Source organism: Paraburkholderia sp. BGA-UO-ETr-F21 (genome assembly GCF_059567925.1).
In genome coordinates this window covers 337,415-355,361 of record NZ_JCAQOY010000007.1, presented here as the reverse complement: position 1 = coordinate 355,361, position 17,947 = coordinate 337,415, and the positions used below count along the sequence as shown (strand labels likewise).

Annotated in this window: 16 protein-coding genes and 1 pseudogene; 11 read left to right on the top strand and 6 right to left on the bottom strand. The window is 57.7% G+C overall.

From position 1 onward, the window contains the following. Window positions 1–78 precede the first annotated feature (78 nt). On the top strand, window positions 79–822 hold the full coding sequence (locus tag AC57B1_RS06435; protein WP_496416995.1) for a type IV toxin-antitoxin system AbiEi family antitoxin domain-containing protein: 744 nt from the start codon (window positions 79–81) through the stop codon (window positions 820–822). 224 nt (window positions 823–1,046) lie between these two features. Here the strand turns inward: AC57B1_RS06435 and AC57B1_RS06430 are convergent, their stop codons facing one another. Continuing rightward, the gene (locus AC57B1_RS06430) at window positions 1,047–1,349 is read right to left on the bottom strand and encodes a helix-turn-helix domain-containing protein (protein ID WP_046565375.1); all 303 of its coding nucleotides are present in this window, start codon (window positions 1,347–1,349) and stop codon (window positions 1,047–1,049) included. A 298-nt stretch (window positions 1,350–1,647) separates the two neighbouring features. Here AC57B1_RS06430 and AC57B1_RS06425 point away from each other — a divergent pair, with 298 nt between their 5' ends. The 7 genes and pseudogenes from AC57B1_RS06425 to AC57B1_RS06395 all read left to right on the top strand — a co-directional run bounded on the left by AC57B1_RS06425 (window position 1,648) and on the right by AC57B1_RS06395 (window position 10,417). After that, the gene (locus AC57B1_RS06425) at window positions 1,648–2,103 is read left to right on the top strand and encodes a hypothetical protein (RefSeq protein ID WP_496416994.1); all 456 of its coding nucleotides are present in this window, start codon (window positions 1,648–1,650) and stop codon (window positions 2,101–2,103) included. 118 nt (window positions 2,104–2,221) lie between these two features. Continuing rightward, window positions 2,222–2,644 (top strand): hypothetical protein, encoded by a 423-nt coding sequence (locus AC57B1_RS06420; RefSeq protein ID WP_046565370.1) that lies wholly within the window; start codon window positions 2,222–2,224, stop codon window positions 2,642–2,644. Window positions 2,645–4,003: 1,359 nt separating this feature from the next. Then, the gene (locus AC57B1_RS06415; RefSeq protein ID WP_496416993.1) at window positions 4,004–6,760 is read left to right on the top strand and encodes a hypothetical protein; all 2,757 of its coding nucleotides are present in this window, start codon (window positions 4,004–4,006) and stop codon (window positions 6,758–6,760) included. Beyond that, a complete protein-coding gene (locus AC57B1_RS06410; RefSeq protein ID WP_496416992.1) occupies window positions 6,735–7,823 on the top strand; it encodes an ATP-binding protein in 1,089 nt (362 codons plus the stop codon). Before AC57B1_RS06415 ends, AC57B1_RS06410 begins: the two co-directional genes overlap by 26 nt. A gap of 67 nt (window positions 7,824–7,890) precedes the next feature. Continuing rightward, entirely contained in the window at window positions 7,891–9,135 is a 1,245-nt protein-coding gene (locus AC57B1_RS06405) for a TniQ family protein (RefSeq protein ID WP_496416991.1), read from the top strand. Window positions 9,136–9,157: 22 nt separating this feature from the next. Continuing rightward, a pseudogene (locus tag AC57B1_RS06400) lies at window positions 9,158–9,613 on the top strand (TniQ family protein); the annotation flags it as partial. Window positions 9,614–9,784: 171 nt separating this feature from the next. Beyond that, a complete protein-coding gene (locus tag AC57B1_RS06395) occupies window positions 9,785–10,417 on the top strand; it encodes a hypothetical protein (protein WP_496417045.1) in 633 nt (210 codons plus the stop codon). Between the two features lie 129 nt (window positions 10,418–10,546). Here the strand turns inward: AC57B1_RS06395 and AC57B1_RS06390 are convergent, their stop codons facing one another. The 3 genes from AC57B1_RS06390 to AC57B1_RS06380 all read right to left on the bottom strand — a co-directional run bounded on the left by AC57B1_RS06390 (window position 10,547) and on the right by AC57B1_RS06380 (window position 13,495). Continuing rightward, window positions 10,547–11,863: an SUMF1/EgtB/PvdO family nonheme iron enzyme gene (locus tag AC57B1_RS06390; protein WP_496416990.1), complete on the bottom strand. Its 1,317-nt coding sequence runs from the start codon at window positions 11,861–11,863 to the stop codon at window positions 10,547–10,549. A 121-nt stretch (window positions 11,864–11,984) separates the two neighbouring features. Further along, window positions 11,985–12,788 carry a helix-turn-helix domain-containing protein gene (locus AC57B1_RS06385; protein ID WP_496416989.1) on the bottom strand — a complete coding sequence of 268 codons (804 nt, stop codon included), beginning with the start codon at window positions 12,786–12,788 and terminating at the stop codon, window positions 11,985–11,987. Between the two features lie 239 nt (window positions 12,789–13,027). Further along, window positions 13,028–13,495, bottom strand: a complete 468-nt coding sequence (locus AC57B1_RS06380; protein WP_496416988.1) for a universal stress protein — start codon at window positions 13,493–13,495, stop codon at window positions 13,028–13,030. Window positions 13,496–13,795: 300 nt separating this feature from the next. On the opposite strand from AC57B1_RS06380, the gene AC57B1_RS06375 reads away from it, so the two are divergent. After that, entirely contained in the window at window positions 13,796–14,485 is a 690-nt protein-coding gene (locus AC57B1_RS06375; RefSeq protein ID WP_408342171.1) for a FadR/GntR family transcriptional regulator, read from the top strand. Between the two features lie 200 nt (window positions 14,486–14,685). Here the strand turns inward: AC57B1_RS06375 and AC57B1_RS06370 are convergent, their stop codons facing one another. Beyond that, window positions 14,686–15,279 carry an acyl-homoserine-lactone synthase gene (locus AC57B1_RS06370; protein ID WP_091806628.1) on the bottom strand — a complete coding sequence of 198 codons (594 nt, stop codon included), beginning with the start codon at window positions 15,277–15,279 and terminating at the stop codon, window positions 14,686–14,688. Window positions 15,280–15,433: 154 nt separating this feature from the next. Here AC57B1_RS06370 and AC57B1_RS06365 point away from each other — a divergent pair, with 154 nt between their 5' ends. Further along, window positions 15,434–15,748 (top strand): helix-turn-helix domain-containing protein, encoded by a 315-nt coding sequence (locus tag AC57B1_RS06365; protein ID WP_091806631.1) that lies wholly within the window; start codon window positions 15,434–15,436, stop codon window positions 15,746–15,748. On the opposite strand, the gene AC57B1_RS06360 is transcribed toward AC57B1_RS06365, so the two are convergent. Continuing rightward, entirely contained in the window at window positions 15,732–16,436 is a 705-nt protein-coding gene (locus AC57B1_RS06360; protein ID WP_496416987.1) for a helix-turn-helix transcriptional regulator, read from the bottom strand. The genes AC57B1_RS06365 and AC57B1_RS06360 overlap by 17 nt on opposite strands. A gap of 513 nt (window positions 16,437–16,949) precedes the next feature. On the opposite strand from AC57B1_RS06360, the gene AC57B1_RS06355 reads away from it, so the two are divergent. Beyond that, window positions 16,950–17,894, top strand: a complete 945-nt coding sequence (locus AC57B1_RS06355) for an SMP-30/gluconolactonase/LRE family protein (RefSeq protein WP_496416986.1) — start codon at window positions 16,950–16,952, stop codon at window positions 17,892–17,894. Window positions 17,895–17,947 lie beyond the last annotated feature (53 nt).

Genomic DNA, 17,947 nt, shown 5'->3' with positions numbered 1-17,947 from the left:
ATTGCGTGTTTTATTTGCGTTAACTAACAATAAATGTATATTTGAGGATGTTAAGTTACGCGAGTGGGGGGCTTTGTTGTGGCAAAGCAGGCCGTACAACTTCTGATGCAAGAGGCGCCGCGTGGACAACCTCTCGACCCTGCGATGCTCAGAAACCTGGGGATCAGCCCTGCGCAGACTCATTATCTGGTGACTGCCGGGTGGCTGCAGCGACTGTCAAAAGGGGCATACCTGCTCAGGGGAGACGTTCCGACAACGGAAGGGATTCTGATGTATTTGGGCCGACACATTGCTGGACTCCATGTTGGTGGAAAGACTGCGCTCGACTGGCAGGGAGTACGCCACAACGTTGCGTTCCGGCCGCGAATAACGTTGTGGGGACTTCAGGCGTATCGCTTTCCGGCCTGGGTCAAACAGCATATGCATCATACCTATCAGACAACGCGGCTGTTCGATGACCAGTTCTCCCTGTCCGACTGTCTAAGGCCACTGCCACTGAAGAATTCCTCTGTCTTGGTATCCATACCCGAACTTGCGCTGCTCGAGCTTGCCAGCGACATTGGCAAGCGCGGCGAAAAGGGCCAATCGCTGGAGGAGGCACTGCATCTGGCTGATTCGCTGCGGAACCTGCGTGCCGATCGTCTCCTTGGGCTGCTGCGACGTTGTACACGTGTCAAGGTGGTCAGACTCGTGCGCGATCTGGGCGAGAGCAGCGGACATGAATGGGGCCGCGAGTTGCGAGTCATCGCGAATCAGCTGAGCCCGAGCAAGCGCTGGTCAGCCCGGGAAGAGGGCGGCCGAAGGCTTACCCTGAAGCCCTGATTGCCTCTGGAGGAAAGTCGCACGAGCTGTGAGTGGGAAAGCGATATCCCGGCCCGATGCGATCCACTTCCCATTCGTCGCGTAACCGGCTTCCACCGGTTACGCCCAGATGAACCGTCGGCATGGAGCAGCGATGTTCATGCTGTCGGGAAACGCTTGTTCGCACGGAGCCCAACGGGGCAGCAGTGCAGGGCGCCTTTCACAGGCACCGTCGGAGCGTCTCTTCATTCTGGCGTGCGCTTGGTTGCGCGTGCGCGTCGTTGCGTTGGCCGGATCGGTGTTCGTCGTTCTTTCCCACGAGCCTTCGCGAGCCGCTCTTCTACTTCAAGCAGCAGGTCGCTTGGATGGCAGCGCAGCGCGGCCGCAAGAGTGAACAGCATGCTGAGTGTCGGCTGGTGCTGGCCCAACTCAAGCATGCTGACGTAGTTGCGCCGGATGTTGGCCTCGAAGGCAAATTGCTCCTGCGTCAGCGCTGCCGCGAGACGGCGCTTGCGCAGGACCGCCCCAAAGGCTTCGACTGTTTCCAAATTGTGCTCCCAGTGAAATGGGAGCACTGTCCTTTTGACGCTATAATTTGTCTTCCCAGTTCACTAGGAGTTGGCTCGATCACGAGGAGCTGGCCGACCTGTGCTGATTGGGTTTGCGGCTTTCCGAACACATTGTGGCTGTGTGTGATGGAGCGAAGACCGGCTAACGGACATCCGACTCAACGGCAACGAACAGGGCGCTCTTTCCGCATTCATGGAAATGCGGCAGACGAGGGATACGTATGGAACACAAGGACCCGTGGTGACGTGGGCGATCGGATTAACTTAAGGAGTCTAGATGTTGGTCACTGATACGAGCTGGGCGGAGTCGCACCCAGTCAGGAAAGCAATTGCCCAGCCCTACCAGGTGTGGCGGTGTGTCGGCTGGACCGATGAGGTTCTGAACTTTCTTGTTGTGAGCGCGCTCAACGTGAGCCATGGCATCGACCTGCCGGATGGTTGGTTGATTGGTGGGCCGGACGCCTTGATGGAGCTAGCCGCGCAGATCGAACCCGCCAGTTTCAGCGTGTATGTACTGGACCTCGTGGCTGAAAACGGTCCCGCACGTTTGCGTCAGGTTACGGGCATCTGGCGCGAAAAGGAGCCGGTCGAAACCATATTGCGCCTTTGGTACTCCACGGATGGCGGCGAAATGAGACCCTGTTCACGCGCCGACCGGCACATCCAGCCGCCAGACGATTTGGTGTGCACGCTCGTATTCGGAGAGGTTGCCGCCGCACCGGCTAGCCACTAAAGAAGCGTCGACGTTGCTCGACCGGGTTGCCTCGCCGTGAGCCATGCCCAGGCGAGGGCAGCCACTCGGCGTGCTGCGCGGTGCCGGTCCTCCTGCCGACTTTGTCAAGGCGAGGCATATGCCCACACCCAAAGATGCTGTGCTTGCTTTTCGCGATGAGCTACTCGCAAATCGCTGGCCCGACGACTCGCGGGTCGCAGAGCTAATCGGTGTCCCGCGCGATCAGGATGCTGTCGGACATATCCGTGATTTGCGCATTTCCGGTGCCTTGCTCGGGGTGTGGTCTGAAGCGCAGCATCGGTACGTGTATCCATGGTTTCAATTTGATTTGAATGGTGCACTACTTCCCGGGATCGCGAGTCTGGTTGAGAACTTGCACGTTCCGTATGATGCCGGGGGATGGCGGCGCGCATTCTGGCTTTACTCGCCGCACGCGCTACTTAACGGCGCGCTGCCTGCGGACGTTTTCATAACCGACCCGACTCGGGTGATCGAGGCTGCCAAGTGCGAATTCAATGGAGATCCCGATGCTGCATGGTGATCCCGTCGTCGCAACAGGCAACACGAAATCAGCCGGTCGAGGTGCTGCGGGCTAATCCTCGCACATGGATCGACCTTATGAAGAGCAATACTGAGCCGCCCCGGGGCGGTTCAGTAATACGCTTTAGTTATCAAAAACGCACAAAATAATTCACCACACTGCATAACTGGAACTAAATTCAGCACATGCCTGCGTCGATCCTGCACAGACCCCGCAAGCCGTTCCATCCATACGTTTTTTTGGAACTAAACTATCTACAAAGTTGCGACGCAGGATTTTGCGGATTTAAACCAAAAAGCACGAAATTTAGTTCCCCGCGCTTTACTCGCGGCTCACTTGGTTTCGCAAAAGTGCCTCCTTACGCAATCCAGCATGGGTACTGCATTAGTGGTGTTCGTTTTCCTGGACCGTATTGTTTCGTGACTTCTTGTAATTATCCTCGGCAAAATGTGAAATGCTAAGCAGGTGTTCAGATAACTCTTCTTATCTGAACACCCAAATTCTTTGCCCAAACTCGGCGACCCGAAAAAGCGCCGCCTCGAAGTGAAGAAAATGGCCCTTTAGTTTCCACAGCGTCCGGGGCACGCAGAAACCGAGGCGCGCTGGAGCCGACAGACGTCCGGCTTCGCTGGGCGGGTTGCCGCTTTCAAGCGATCGGGTATTTCATGAAGTGACGGGGCAACGGCGCGTGAGGCTACTAGCGGGACGGACGTGTGTCGCCAGCGAGAGAATCCGGACGACGCAAAGGCAACGTCAATATCGTGGACTCGCTGCGAAATATCCGCCTTGATGTGCTGCAACAATTGATTGGTCACTGCCTGCGACGGGATGTTGCCTAGACGCTTAAGTTTATCGGGGAAGATGAAGATTTCGAGTGGGCGGAACTTTAACTATCGTGCGAACAAGACCAGACACCGCTTGAGATACATCAACTTTACCCACCGTGCCAGTCCGATCCGCATTGATTAATTAAGCAAAATTTTAACATCGATGTCTGTCTTTGAAATTTGTTTACGTACCATCTAGTCGCCCTAAAATTAGAAATTCACGATCGTGTCAGAGGCATTAATTCTATTTGTTTCGTTATACAAACTGTTTGTATCGGAGATTAGAAATTCGTCGAAAGCCAGGCGGAGAGAGAGGTTGATCAAAAGCACGAGAAAAAATTGAACGGATTTCAACCCCAAGATCCCCAGAAAAGCACGCTGAAGTCAGTATAGGCCCGTGTTACCCCACCGGATCTATCAAGGCCTGTTGTCGACTTTCCGCGACGTCCACGGTTGTCGCAGTACTTGCATTCGTTGCGTTGTCACCTACAGTGATGCCGAACCTGATCATCCCGGATTGAAGGACCCTGATATGTTCCGCCCCGTCGAGCTCTCCGACTACTTCGACCAGAACAAACTCTGTGACGAAGCTCGCAAACTCATTGGTGAGAGCCGAGAGCGTCAACCCGAAGTAAAAGTGCCGCGGGACCTCGGAGCGGTTTCGGTTATGGGCGTATTTTCTCGGAAAATGGGTGAACGGCACATTGCCGTGACAGGCAGGAGCCTGCGGGGTAGCGCGGCGACCTGGTACGAGTTTAATGATCGTGTGCACGAGTACCACGCCAACGCCCACACCGTGACGATCTCCACTCGCAGGGAAGATGGTCGCGTTGTCAGCACCGATCAGCACACTTTTGATTTCCTTGTCCTTGCCGATACGCCGAGATTTGAGGACTGGCGTGAAGAAAAAGATCTGGTTGCCATAGAAGTCAAGGACTCGGCCCGAGCGGTCAGGACAGGGCGCTTCTTTCGCGACGAAGAGAATGTCTGGCATGACCGTGAGGCCGAGGCATACTGTGCCTCAGTGGGGCTGGCGCACGTGCTGCGAACCAACGGCCACATTCCCCGGCAGTTTGTCGAGAATGCTCGCTACCTTTGTGATTATCACGACGGGCGAACACCGCTGATCGCGTCTGACACGCAGGACAAGCTGCGCAGTCTGGTTCGGGAGGGTCCCGTACGGTTTGAAGGGTTATTGAACCATGAAGGCATCGACGCTGACACCGTTCTTTCTGCGATCGTCCAGAAGGTCCTTTATGTGGATCTTGTCCGGGATTCACTGCGCGATACGGCTAACCTCTGGGTACATCTGGACGCAGTTGCCTGGGAGACGGATCGGCTTATCCGAGAGGCAAGCGGGTATCAGGAGCCGCTGCCACTGCCTGGCATGGGGTGTTGCCAGCCGGGTACTAAGGTCAGCTATGGCAACGAGGAGTGGCAAATTGAACTCGTCGCGGGTCTCAAGGCAGATGCCCAGGTCCTGCTTGTCAGTGACAACCGGGGGAGCCTTTCTCTCTCCAGAAGTCAGGTTGAGGAACTGCTGCGCAAGCAGGCGGATGAAACAGCGAGTCGCGGCCTGCTTGAGCTATCGAAGCGGCGAACCCTGTCGGATCTCAGTAAGAAGGAACGGGCCTGTGCAATCAGGAAATACACCGCCGTACAGGAAGGGCACGGACTTGCACGGTCGACGCTGGCCCGTGCCAAACGTGTCGTTGCCCACCAAGCCTCTGCAATCGATGCCTTAATTGCACTGGCGCCCCGCAACGGTGACAAAGGACGACGCGGACCGCGCCTTTCGGCCGCGCTGGAGGCGTTGGCAAAGGAGATCATAGAAACAAAATACAACACCCCGGAGGCACCTTCTAAGGCGAGAGCCTACGATATCTTTCTGCCGCTGTGTGAAGAGCGGCTTCCCGGCGAATACATGTCGTATGCAACGTTCTGCAAGCGCGCAGAGGATCAAGAGTCGCTCCGGAAGCGTTATGGAAAGCGGGTCGAATACCGGGACAGCGATATCCCGTTAATACTTGATGCTCGCGAGTCACTCCATGGGATATTGCCGCACGAAGTTCTGTACATTGATCACACGATTCCGAATCTGGTCACCCGCGGGCCGCAGGGGCAAGACTGGAAGAAAACGTGGCTATCACTCGGCGTTGATGGAAACGTTACATGCCCGCGCGCAATGTATCTGAGCTATCACGCTCCATCCGCGATGTCTGTCCTGATGGTTCTCCGGGACTACGTGCGGCGCTGGCGAAGAATGCCCCGCGTCGTCGTGGTCGACGGAGGCGCGGATCTTCGTGCGGGCGTGGTCAAAGAATTCTGCGAAATATTCGGGACGGGATACATTCATCGAACCACTGGTCGTCCGCGCGGAGGTGCACCTGTCGAGCGAATTATCGGCGTGTCGGAAGAGGAGTTTTTCAATGGACTCGAGGGCTGCTCGATCCAACTCAAGCAGGCACGCACAGTCACAAAATCCATGCAACCGAACCTGCGTCGGGCGTGGTCATTCCCGGAACTCTATCAGGCACTTGATAAGTACCTGTTCGATTTCAGATACCGTGTTCATGTGCACCCAAAATTAGGAATGACCGCAGAGGCTTTCGAGAATGTCCGATATGAGCAAACGGGTCTCCGCTCGCATGTGACGGTCGACTTCGATGAGAATCTCCTGCTACTGACATCACCTACACCACCGCACGAGTTTCACACCATCCATCCAGGCAGGGGTGTTTGGGAAAGTAACCACTTCTACTGGCATTCCGAATTCAGCCGCTTCGGAGGAGCAAAGTGTCCGGTCAGGGTAGAGCCATGGATGGACAACGTCATCTATGTTTATGTCGATAAGCATTGGGTAACTGCGATCGCCCGAAACCTCATGCCGTGTTGGAACCGTACGCGCTACGAGGTCGCGCAGGCGAAGCGCCAGGAACGGAGTTTCAATCGCCTCGCGGCAGCGCGGGATGGACGGACCGTTGCCCGTGCGCGTCGCTTGCAGGAAATTCGTACCCGCCCTGTCTTTGATGAAACGATCGCCCTGCAGCAGGCGACCGCGACCGCCGTCTACCAAGCGCTGGGGATGACGCTTGCAAGACCGCTGCCGGAGGAGCTCCGCCGTGACCTCCCGACGCCGGCGCTTCCGTCAGTTACTGCTGATACGGAGCTTGAAGCCACAAGTGCTTCTTTGGCTATTGACGAGCCTGACGTTTCTGCTCCTCTTAGCGAAAGCCGACATGGACCGATGGACTGGGCTGCATATGACGAACGAACTGGTCTCATTTGACATCACGCGCAATATTTCAGTCGAGGATCGTCTTCGCTACAGTGCGCTCGCGCCCGAGCAGGTGTTGGCGCTCGATAACGAGCAGAAGCTCAGATTTTTCTACTCGCTTCAGGCGAGTCATGCGCTTCTTGATGAGGTAGGCGGTGAGTTAGACAGATATATCGGAAAGTACACTGATACCCGGATACTGACCTTGATCGGGCCGCCAGGAGCGGGAAAGACCGCTCTTGCCCAAAACATGGGGGCCAAATTGCAGAACCATGAAGTGGGCGAGCATCCTTTCATCTTCTTGGCTGCGCCAGCACATGGGACGGCCAAGGTATCCTGGGGTGGTGTCTACAGGAATATGCTCGCTGCAGGGCAGGAGCCGCTCATCGCTGCGAAGCGTTCATGGAAAGTCGTCAATGGCCATGTCAAAGCAAGCAGGCGCGCATCGTTGGCTGCGTTACGGGACGCAGTGGAGGAAATGTTGATTCATCGGAAAACGAAGATCCTCGCCATCGACGAAATTCTGCATCTTCTTCGCTACGGCGATCACGAAGGCCTTATGGATACCCTGAAAAGTCTGGTCGACGCCATCTCGTGTCAGTTGTTACTCGTCGGTTCCTACGACCTTTTCAGCATGGTAACGAGTTACGGCCAGGTGGCGCGACGAGGAGAAATATTTTATCTCGGCCGTTACCGACGGGACCGTCCCGATAATCCGAGGCAGAATGACGCCGATCTGCAAGCCTTTACGACTATTGTAGAAAAGTTGCAGAATCGGTGGCCTCTCAAACAGGTTCCGAAATTTCTCGCCATTGCTCCCGAGCTTCTGGACGTTACTCTCGGTATCGTCGGTCTGCTGAAGGAATTTATGGTTCAGTGTCTCGTACTCCAGATTTCGAACCATGGCGAGTGGAGCAGCAAGATGTTGAGGAAGGCGCTCAAGCCTTCTTATGTCATTGAAAAGATTCGGAAGGAGATCGTCGAGGGCGAGCTTTCGATGTTGGACCAAGGCTTCGGAAGGGCTGTCTTCAGCGACACGCTTTTTGCAGACCTAGAGAAACGCATCGCTTGCTGACTCTCGAAGGGAGGTTGATTTGGAACTGCGAAGTGCGGGACAATCAGCGAGACGATCTTTTTACGCCATGGAACCCATAGGTCTGGGTACGGCGGATTGCGAAACTCCCGTCAGTTATCTGTGTCGCCTTGCCGCTGCGCATGGCGTCACTGTCGATGATCTGGTGAATAAGGGACTATTGCCTCATTCATCGACGGATTTCTCTTTTTGGCGACATTTTTCGACGTGGAGTAAGCGGTGTTCGGTGAACTTATACGCGCCGAATCGGACTCTCCAACTTATCGATGCACTCGTATCCGCAACGAATGTCGCTACAGTGAAGTATCTGTCGTTGTATGGTGTTGCGGACGTCATAGACCTCCAAGGAATGGCGGCGCATCAGGCGCGACATTGTCCTGCCTGTGTTTCTCAGAGCTTTCCTGAGTGTGCGTACCTGCCGGTTCTCTGGGATATACGGGAGGTTCAGTGTTGCCCAAAGCACTGTATTCGCCTGGTACCGACAAGCTGCGGCAAATCCGCTGATCAACAACAGGCAAGGTGGTCACGGATTCATTTCCCGGGACTCTGTGCTCGTTGCGGTTCGATTGGCTATCGTTGCCAAGGCGGGGAGGAAATTGTCGCCTCCATCGAGGAGCAATGGGTCGCCGATCAGTCGGCGCGCCTCATCGCAGCTGTTTCTTGCGGAGAGACATTTTCGCGTGAAACAGTGAGATCAAGCGTAGAGTGGCTCGCATCACTGATTGGCGGAGGTAAGCCGTACCGTTCGGCAGCGATTTGCGGCGTAAATAAGGCGCGATTGCACGACTGGATCAATGGGCGTAGAAAAATCAAATATGCGCCTCTGTTGGCGCTCTGCGCAGCAGCTGGCGCTGATGTGGTTGACGCCATGCGCGGAGAAATTCGCTGTGCATCTCCAGTTAAGCATCACTATGTTTCGCAACCACGGAGGAGTGATATTGCCTCGATTGATGAGCGCCGTGCGCTCACATTGGCGGCGCTCCAGGACGACAACTGCCCGTCGGTGGCTGCACTGGCGCGACAAATGCGTTGTCACCGGAGGACGCTAGAGAAAAGGTTTCCTGTCGAAACGAAAGAGATTGCCAGACGCTCTTGTCAATTGAGAGCCGAAGAGACGGCCACGCGCCGGCAGGCGGTCGACGCGCTGTTCTGGAAGGCAGTGGACCAACTGCGTCGTGACGGCATTCCGGTGACGGTGCGTAACATCTGGATTGAGGCAGGCATTCTGGTTACTCGTGGTTCAAGGTTTGAGAATCTTCTTCCCCTCGAACCGCAGAAAAATTCGGACAATTGACGCTGCTCCGGGGAGATTTTCGATGAGCCTACCGGCATCGCTGGCAAGTTACGTTCGGCCCGCTAAGACAAAGCTTTATGCCATGGAACCCATTGGGGTTGGCACTGGCCAGTGCGAAAGCATATCCAGTTACGGGCGGCGTCTGGCTGTTGCGCATGGCGTCACTATCGCCGAGCTTTGTCGATATATAGCCAAATCTGCTGACTTGAAGGGGGCGGAACCACGTATTGTGAGTACCGTTGCGCACTTTGATCGAGAGGATATGCCCCTCCTGAGGACCTTAGTGTTGGCCACAGGACGGCCGGAGCTTGTCAACTGCACGATGGGCCCATTGGTAAGTATTTTTTCGGGCCTTGTGGGAATGGAGGGGCAGAGGATTCAACGATTCTGTCCTGTGTGTGTCGACGATAATCCTTACCCTGGTGCGTGGGGCAGAGTTCTCTGGCGTATGCCATTGGTGCGAGCTTGTCCCGCGCATAAAGTAAATCTTGTTGTTGCAAAATGCGGGGGCAGCAGAAGACGTCTCGGTTGTCCCAGCTTACCGGGTGTCTGCTCAAGGTGCGGAGCCGTAGGCTATCGGTGTGCGGTTAGAGAACCTGTTGATGCGTCAAGGGAGGATCTCTGGACCGCGTTTCATCTGTCAAGAGTGGTGGCTGCCGCCTCGAGCGGGCAGTCGTTCGACCTCGCTGATGCCTGCCGCGCCTTTGATTCTCTCATCAAACTTCATTACGGGAACGTTTTTGCGGCGGCTGGTAGCATAGGTCTTGAAAAGTTTTCCGATAGTGGCGGCTTCGACGGATCAAAGCGCCTTCCAATGGATATATTGGTGCATTTTTGTAAGTCTACAGGCACAGATTTGCTTGGCTTACTTCAAGGTGAATTACAACCAGCCGACAAGATATGGGGCGACAGAAGCCCGCTCACGCGAGTGCGCCACTCTCCCGATGACCTTGCGCTTCAATTCCTGAATGCGACGCGTGCGGACCCCAAGGCCTCAATTGCAGCGATTGCTCGTTCATTGAACACAACACCGGCTTGCCTGGCTTCAATATGTCCACACTGGGTGAGCAGACACTCAAAGGCTCGGCAAGATATTTTATGCTGTGAGCGTACCGAGCGGCGTGTGCGAACGGCGCATGCCTTGAAATCCTTGAAGGTGGAGTTGGAAAGTTCCGGAAAAAAGTTGCATGCAAAAGTGGCGGGCGAAAGGCTCGGTACGGTCTTTTTCGCCGGTTCCGAGAATTACCGGATCTTGAAATTGGTGCAGCGGGGTAAGTTATAGCCCACAGATAAGAGCCTCAAGGTGGGCCTGTTGTGCTCTCAATAGTAATGGTTAAACCACAAACACGGCCGCGCTTGCGATAAACCACAAACCGATACCGAAGGTTCAGTTTATGGTTTACTTGTCAAATCACCTCACGCACCGAAACCCCGCATACACATACTGATAATGCGGCTGAAACCAGTTGCGGAAAGTCGGCCGCAACATGCACTGCGCGGTGCGCGCCGAGCCGCCTTTGATCACAAAATGCTGGCCGTCGAAGAAGTTGGCCGAATAGCCCGGATAAAACGAAAACGCTTCGAAGCCGGGCAGGGCGTCGAACACCGTCGAGGTCCACTCCCAGCCATTACCGAATTGACCTTCGACACCGAATGCGCTGACGTTATCCGGATACGCGTCCACCGGTTGCGGGTTCCAACTGCGAAAATCGAAATTGCCCGACGCGGCGTGCGGGGCGCCGTGTGCGGCACGCTGCCATTGCGCCTCGGTGGGGAGCGCTTTGCCAGCCCAGCGCGCGTAAGCGCTGGCTTCGGCGTGGCTCACGTACGCGGGCCAGTCGAGCGGCAATGGGACTTCGTCGAACATGGTGCGCAGCATCCACGCGCCGCCTTCGCTATCTTCGCCGTGAGCGCGCCGCGACCAGCAGGCGGGATGCTCGATGTGCTCGGCCTCCCGCCACGCCCAATCCTTTTGCGACCACCATTTCGGCTCGCGATAGCCACCTGCCTCGATGAACTCGCGAAACGCGCCGTTCGTCACCATGTAGCGATCGATCTCGAAGGCGGGCACGTCGACACGTATTTCGCCGAACTCGTTGTCCCAGCCGAAGCGGCCGCCTTCGCGCGCCATACCCAGCACAGTCGCGCCGGCCGGCACGCTCACCATCGACGACAGCGCGTCCCGTGCTCCGCCGCGCGTCAAGACGGGCTCGCGCAGTTCGGTGACCTTCTGCGCGAGCGGCAACTGATGGAGCATGTACGCCAGCGTCTCGGCGTGCATCAACCGGTGCTCGATGGCGACATTCAGCAATTGCCCGGCGGTCGCGGCTTGGGTGACGTCGCGGCCGGGTTGCGCGGCATGCGTTAGCGCATCCAGCTCGCGGTCGATCTGCTCGCGCGCGCGCAAGCCGTAGCCGCGAACGGTGTCGAGCGACGGCCAGTCGCTGGGCTGATCGGTCGGAAAACCACCATCGACAGGGTCGATGCCGAAAGCAAAAAGCTGGTCGAGCTGCGGATCGAACGCGGGCAGATCGCACAGGCGCTGATCGAGCAGATTACGATCGAAAGCTTCCAGATGGCCGATGTAAAACACGATCCGGTGGCGCTCACGGATCGGGCGTTCATACAAAAACTCGGGTTTGACGATGGAAAACAGTGCGTCGGTGACTTGACGCGCTTCGATCAGGCGCTGGACGAGCGGGTGATGCGGGGCGGGGTCGCGATTCATTTCGCCGGGTCTCCTTGCGGGGGACGGACTAAAGACTGTACCCGCTCGCAGGAGCCATGCCAAGACGAAAGCGCGTTAAAAGAAGTGGGCGGGGAGCATCGGCTGGGCTCCTGGCGGCAGGCTAGACCCGCCGCAGACCTTCCAGATCGACGATCCGTATGTGCTTGCCCTGTGTGTCGATCAGGTCGCGCTTTTGAAATCTTGACAGGGTGCGGCTCACGGTTTCAAGCGTCATGCCGAGGTAGCTGCCCATGTCTTCGCGTGTCATGCGCAGATTGAATTCCGCCGACGAATACCCCCGCTGTGCATTGCGCTCTGACACGTCGAGCAGGAATGCGGCGACCCGTTCGTCCGCCGAGAGCGAGCCGAGCACCATCATCTGCGCTGCTTCGCGCACGATCTGCTCCCCCAGCAGTTTGTGCATGCGTTCCTGCATCGAACTGATTTCTCGGCATAGCGACTTGAGTGCGGTGTAGGGCACGATGCACACGGTGCTGTCTTCGAGAGCGACGGCACTGCAGGCATGCATGTCGTTGCTGATGCCGTCGAGGCCGAGCGCTTCGCCGGCGAGCCGCAGACCCGTAACCTGTTCGCGGCCACCGCGGTGCGCCATGATGGTTTTCATCGAACCGGAACGCACCGCGTAAATATTGTCGAAACGGTCCCCGCTGCGATACAGCGCCTCACCTCGCGGCACGGAGCGCGCGGAGCATATGAGCGTTTCGAGTTTCGCGAGTTCGTCGGGCGACAGGCCGTGAGGCATGCAGAGTTGCCGCATCGCGCAACTCGAACAGCGCGCAGTGGTGCGCGTGCTTGCCCTTGACGACACCGCACGGCGGCTGCCGCGCGTTGGCAATGCGCTAGCGGCGGACGCGGTGGATTCAGCAGTTCCGTCGGAGCGCGTAACAGCAGTAGGAGTGAGCATGTTCTGCAGCCAATGGTCAGGTATTGAAGGATTGTCCCACCGGCCACACTGCCTGCTTCGCGACAAAATGACGCGTTCGGGAAGTTAGGTATCTTGATCGATATCGCTGGCGGCGATTCTGATGGAACTGCTATAAGCAATGAGCGGTGTGGCCCTGCTAGCGCTCCCGCACAAGGTCGTGCGTTGTAGCTCCGGCGCACGAGCAGCGAATACGCCGCGTGCGTGGCGCGGCGCTGCTTTCAGTCTGCGTCGCCGGTCTTACCTGCGGCGGATGGAACCAGCAGCACGGGCAAGCTCGCCTGGCGCACGCAGCGTTCGGCGACACTGCCGAGGATCAGGCGCTGAAAGCCGCGCCTTCCGTGCGTGCCCATCACCAGCAGATCGGCCTTGAAATGGGCGGCGGCTTTGAGCACTACCGTTGCCACATCATCGAGCGACGACGCCTCGCCTACCGCCAGCTCGCCCTTCACGCCGTGTTCGATCATGGTCTTGGCGAATTCAACGCCGAGTTCCTTGCCCTCTTCGACGAGACGGTTACGCAATACGGAGGGATCGTAGCCGGGCGCTTCGAAATAAAGCGGTGTGTTTTCGACGACATAGAACGGCCGCAAGATTGCGCCGTTGGATTTGGCGAGCGCGAGCGCTGCTTCGAACGCACGGCGCGAGGTATTGCTGCCGTCGACCGCTACAAGGATGCGTGTGTACATATCGACTCCGTGTCTCGAGGAATTGAATGCCGCTGCCGTTTCGATTGGCTGGGGCGATTGCCACGTTGATTGGCACTTCATTGCCAACGAAAGCTTAAATGGTCGCTGAAGAACATGCACTCAACCTGGATGTAAATCAAACTCTTGTCAAATTTTGCGTCGAGGTGTCTTGCCGGATAAGCGCCGGGCGGCCGGCACCTGTGGCATTCGCCGCACTTTGGACCGCATGGACGTGATCAGACCAGCACCGGGTTTGCCTTACAATTGGAGCCTACTCAGACAAGCTGCCGCAGCCCGCCGATGAACGAGCGCAAAACGAAGGGTTTGCCCGACAGAATTTACGGCGACATCCTCAACCGCATTGTCGAAGGCGAGTACAAGGAAGGGGAGCGCTTGCCAACCGAGCATGCGTTGGCCGAACGTTTTGCCACATCACGGCCAACGGTGCGCGAGGCGCTGGCGCGCTTGCGGGCCGACGGCATCATCGCGACGCGGCACGGATCGGGGACAACGGTTGCGCGTCGCCCGGACCCCGACGTGCGCCGCTTCGCCCCACTCGAAACGCTGTCCGACATACGCCGCTGCTATGAATTCCGCATCGTCACCGAAGCGGGCGCGGCGGAGCAGGCGGCGCTCAAAGCCGATGCCGACGACATGGCTGCCATCCAGCATGCATGGGACCAGTTAGAGCGCATCATCGAAACTCAGGGTATCGGCGCCCAGGACGACTTCATGTTCCACCTCGCGGTGGCGCGTGCGTCGAAGAACCCGTTCTTCATCACCGTCATGTCGTTCATCGAAGAGCAGATCCTTTTCAGCATGAACCTGTCGCGCAATCTTTCGCTGGTGAAGACGGTAGAGCGGCAGCGACTCGTGCAGGCGGAGCATAAGGCGGTGCTCGAAGCGATCCGCCGCAAGGACGGGCCGGCCGCCGGAAATGCGATGCGAGCGCATCTCGAGAACGCGCTCGACCGAATGTTCGGCTCCTGAGTCTCCCGCGCGCCGACGCCGAACGGTTGGGCCGAAGCGCCATGGCGCCGGCGCCCGCGGGGCGGAGCGGGCCCGGCAAGGCTCGCCCCGGCAAGGCCCGGCCCGTCCCGGCACCGCCCCGCCCCGTCCCGGCACCGCACGGCACGGCACGGCCACGCCAGCTGCGGCGAAATGGCGGTGCAGCAACTGCCGTGCAGCAGCTAGGCAGCAACGGCGATCGGTCCGAATAACGCGGTACGGGTCTTCGGACTCACCGCGATATCCAGCGCCACGGCCCGCTCCACGCCGATCTGCAACGGCGACCCAAGCCGGCTGATTTCGATCCCGGTCTTGCGCAGCAACCGCTCGATCGGCGTCGTGGTGACCGTGACATAACGCGTAATGCCCATCTGGTCGGCGAATGTCACCAGTTCGTGAATCGCCTGCATGGTGACGTCCGCAAAGCCAAACGATTGCTCCTCGCCGCCGGTTTCGATCGCGAACCGGCTCAATTCCCAGATATGCCGCCCAACCGGCGCCGCCGCGCCGTGGAGCAATTGCGGGAAAGTGTCCTTCAGCATATTCGGCCCCTCGGTCGGCATCAGGCGCCAACAGCCGCGCACCTGCCTGTTGTCGCCCTGGATCAGCATGTAATGCGGCCCGAGCGCGTCATAGCCGTCGATTTCCATGCCGGCGATTGTCGGAATATCCCACCCGAGCCGCCCGTGAAATACCCGGGCGCGCAGCCGGTACATCTCGTTGATGTCCTCGTTGTCGAATTCCTGACGCATTCCAATCCGGATTGCTGTTTGCATGACGTTCTCCTGAACGTGTTGGGGTACCCAATACGCAAGAAAACTTATGCATTTTGAATCGTTCCGCCACCTACCTACCTGGATAGGTGTGCATGCTTATCGGGTAAAGCAGAATTCGAGACAAGCACTTGCCCTCAACCGACAGGACACGAAAATGGAACTTCTCGAAAATCATTGGCAGCCGCAAACCGGCCTTCAAACGCGCCCGGCAGAGCCTTCCACGGCGGTTGACCGGGTTCTGATCATTGCTTACCGCAAAAAGAAAAAAGAGAGTCAGCGCCGTTTCTGGGCCCGCTTCGGTGTGACGCAGTCGCGTGGCAGCCGTTTCGAGTCGGGTGCTGAAATCCCGGCGCCGGTCGCCATCCTGCTCGGCCTGTATTTCACCAAAACCGTGTCCGACGCCGATCTGGGCCGCGCCGAGCGCGTGCTCTACAGCCGCGACGCCGCCTTGCTCAACCCGGGTCAATAAGCCCGAGCTGGGCTGCGATTACGGCCGCCGCGCGCCGCGAATTCACACCGAACTTCGTTCTGATGTTCTTCATGTGGAAGTTCACCACGGCTTCCGAACAGTTCAGGATGTGGGATATTTCCCACGTGGATTTGCCGCGTGCGGTCCATTTCAGGCATTCGCGTTCACGCGGCGTCAATTTGGGCAATAAGGTCTGGGCGTGCGTATTCAAATGCCGCTGGCTGATATCAATGACGAGATCACGCAGCAGTACGAGATTCGGCAATGCCAGGTTGATATGACGCCAGAACTCGTCGTTGGGATTGCTGTCATTGACGAAGCAAATCATGCCGGCTTCCTGGTTCGGTCCATGAATCGGCAATGTCACGCCGGCGCGCAGTCCGTGAGCACGCGCTTCCTCGTACATGGAAAGCTGCGGCGCGGTCGTGAAAATATCCGGTGACCAGATCAGCGGCGCCGCGCGTGTCGCGCAATGCGACACGGTCGGATCGATATGGACCAGTCCCTGCTCGTCATATTTACGGCGCCATACGGGCGCGTACGTGCTACGCACATAGGCGTCTTCGAGGCGGATCGTCGGGCGCGGCAGCATGGCGATCAGCAGCTTGTCGAACCCCCACGTCTCCGCAAGACCCGAGATTGCACCGAACCATTCCGCTTCGTCGGCGGCGTTCAGTAGCGGTGCCATCTCCTCGATAAAATGTAGCGGCAATTTTTACTCTCTCAGGCTCGCAAACATCCCGTTGCGGTTAATTGCGGTCGGCATTCGGTCCGGTGTTTTTTTATCTGCACAATCTATCACTAAAATTTAATTTGCAAAGCCAGAATGATTTCTAACAAAAAGGTTAAGGCCGCGCTATGGCGATCAGTGAGTTGCCTGTTTTGCCGCGATTTTATGGGCCAATTAAAATTTGCCGACTGTTAATGTCTCGCAACAGTGTTTTGATGCCAATCGTTAGCAACTTTATTGTGAAACTATTCTGATTGGCGATTCTTGCCAATATATCAGTCATAATCCCACTAATTGCCGAAATCGACCGGCACTGCCAGCCGACTGCCGCAGCATGCGCACCGCACGGCTCTATTGTCATACAAAAGCGAGGCGGAGTAATCTGCGATCTTCGCCGACAATACCGACAATTCGCGAGGCTCGCGTTGGAGCACGAATTCGCGCAAGCCAACCCCTACTTGAACCGCCAGCATGACCGACAACAGCCGACGCTATCCCGATCCTTCCATCTGTCAGTTCGATCCGCGCTTCAAGCCGCTGATTCTCGCTTCCGCCTCCGTCGAGTGTTTGTATCAAGGCGCGCGCTGGTCCGAGGGGCCGGTCTGGTTCGGCGACGGACGTTATCTGTTGTGGAGCGACATTCCGAACGACCGGATCCTGCGTTGGGACGAACCGAGCGGCACGGTGTCGACGTTTCGCCAGTCGTCGAACAACGCCAATGGGAATACGCGCGACCGGCAGGGTCGCCTCGTCAGTTGCGAGCATCTGACGCGCCGCGTTACGCGCACCGAATACGACGGCTCGATCACCGTGCTCGCCGATCGTTATCGCGGCAAGCGCTTCAACTCGCCGAACGACGTGATCGTGAAATCGGACGGCTCGATCTGGTTCAGCGATCCGACCTTCGGTATCGACGGTTTCTATGAGGGTGAGCGGCAGGAGTCCGAACTGCCGGCATGCGTGTACCGGGTCGACGGCCAAACCGGCGAAGTCTCCGTGGTTGCCGACGAGGTGTTGGGACCCAATGGCCTCGCGTTTTCGCCGGACGAGTCGGTCCTGTACATCGTCGAATCGCGCGGCGAGCCGCGCAAGATCCGCGCGTTCGACGTGGAAGGCGCCGGCACCGGCACCACGCTGACGAACAACCGGGTATTGATCGACGCGGGTCCGGGTACGCCGGACGGCTTTCGCGTCGATATTCACGGCAATTTGTGGTGCGGCTGGGGCATGGGCACGGACGAACTCGACGGCGTGCGCGTCTTCACACCGCAAGGCGAGCCGCTCGGCCATATCGCGTTGCCTGAACGTTGCGCGAACGTGTGTTTCGGCGGGCGACATCGCAACCGTCTTTTCATGGCGGCAAGCCACGGGCTTTATTCGCTCTATGTGAATACGCAAGGTGTGCAAGGCGGCTAGTTGTCTGGCAAGTTGTCATCAGATTTCATGAACGGCTCCGGGTTTGCCCTTGG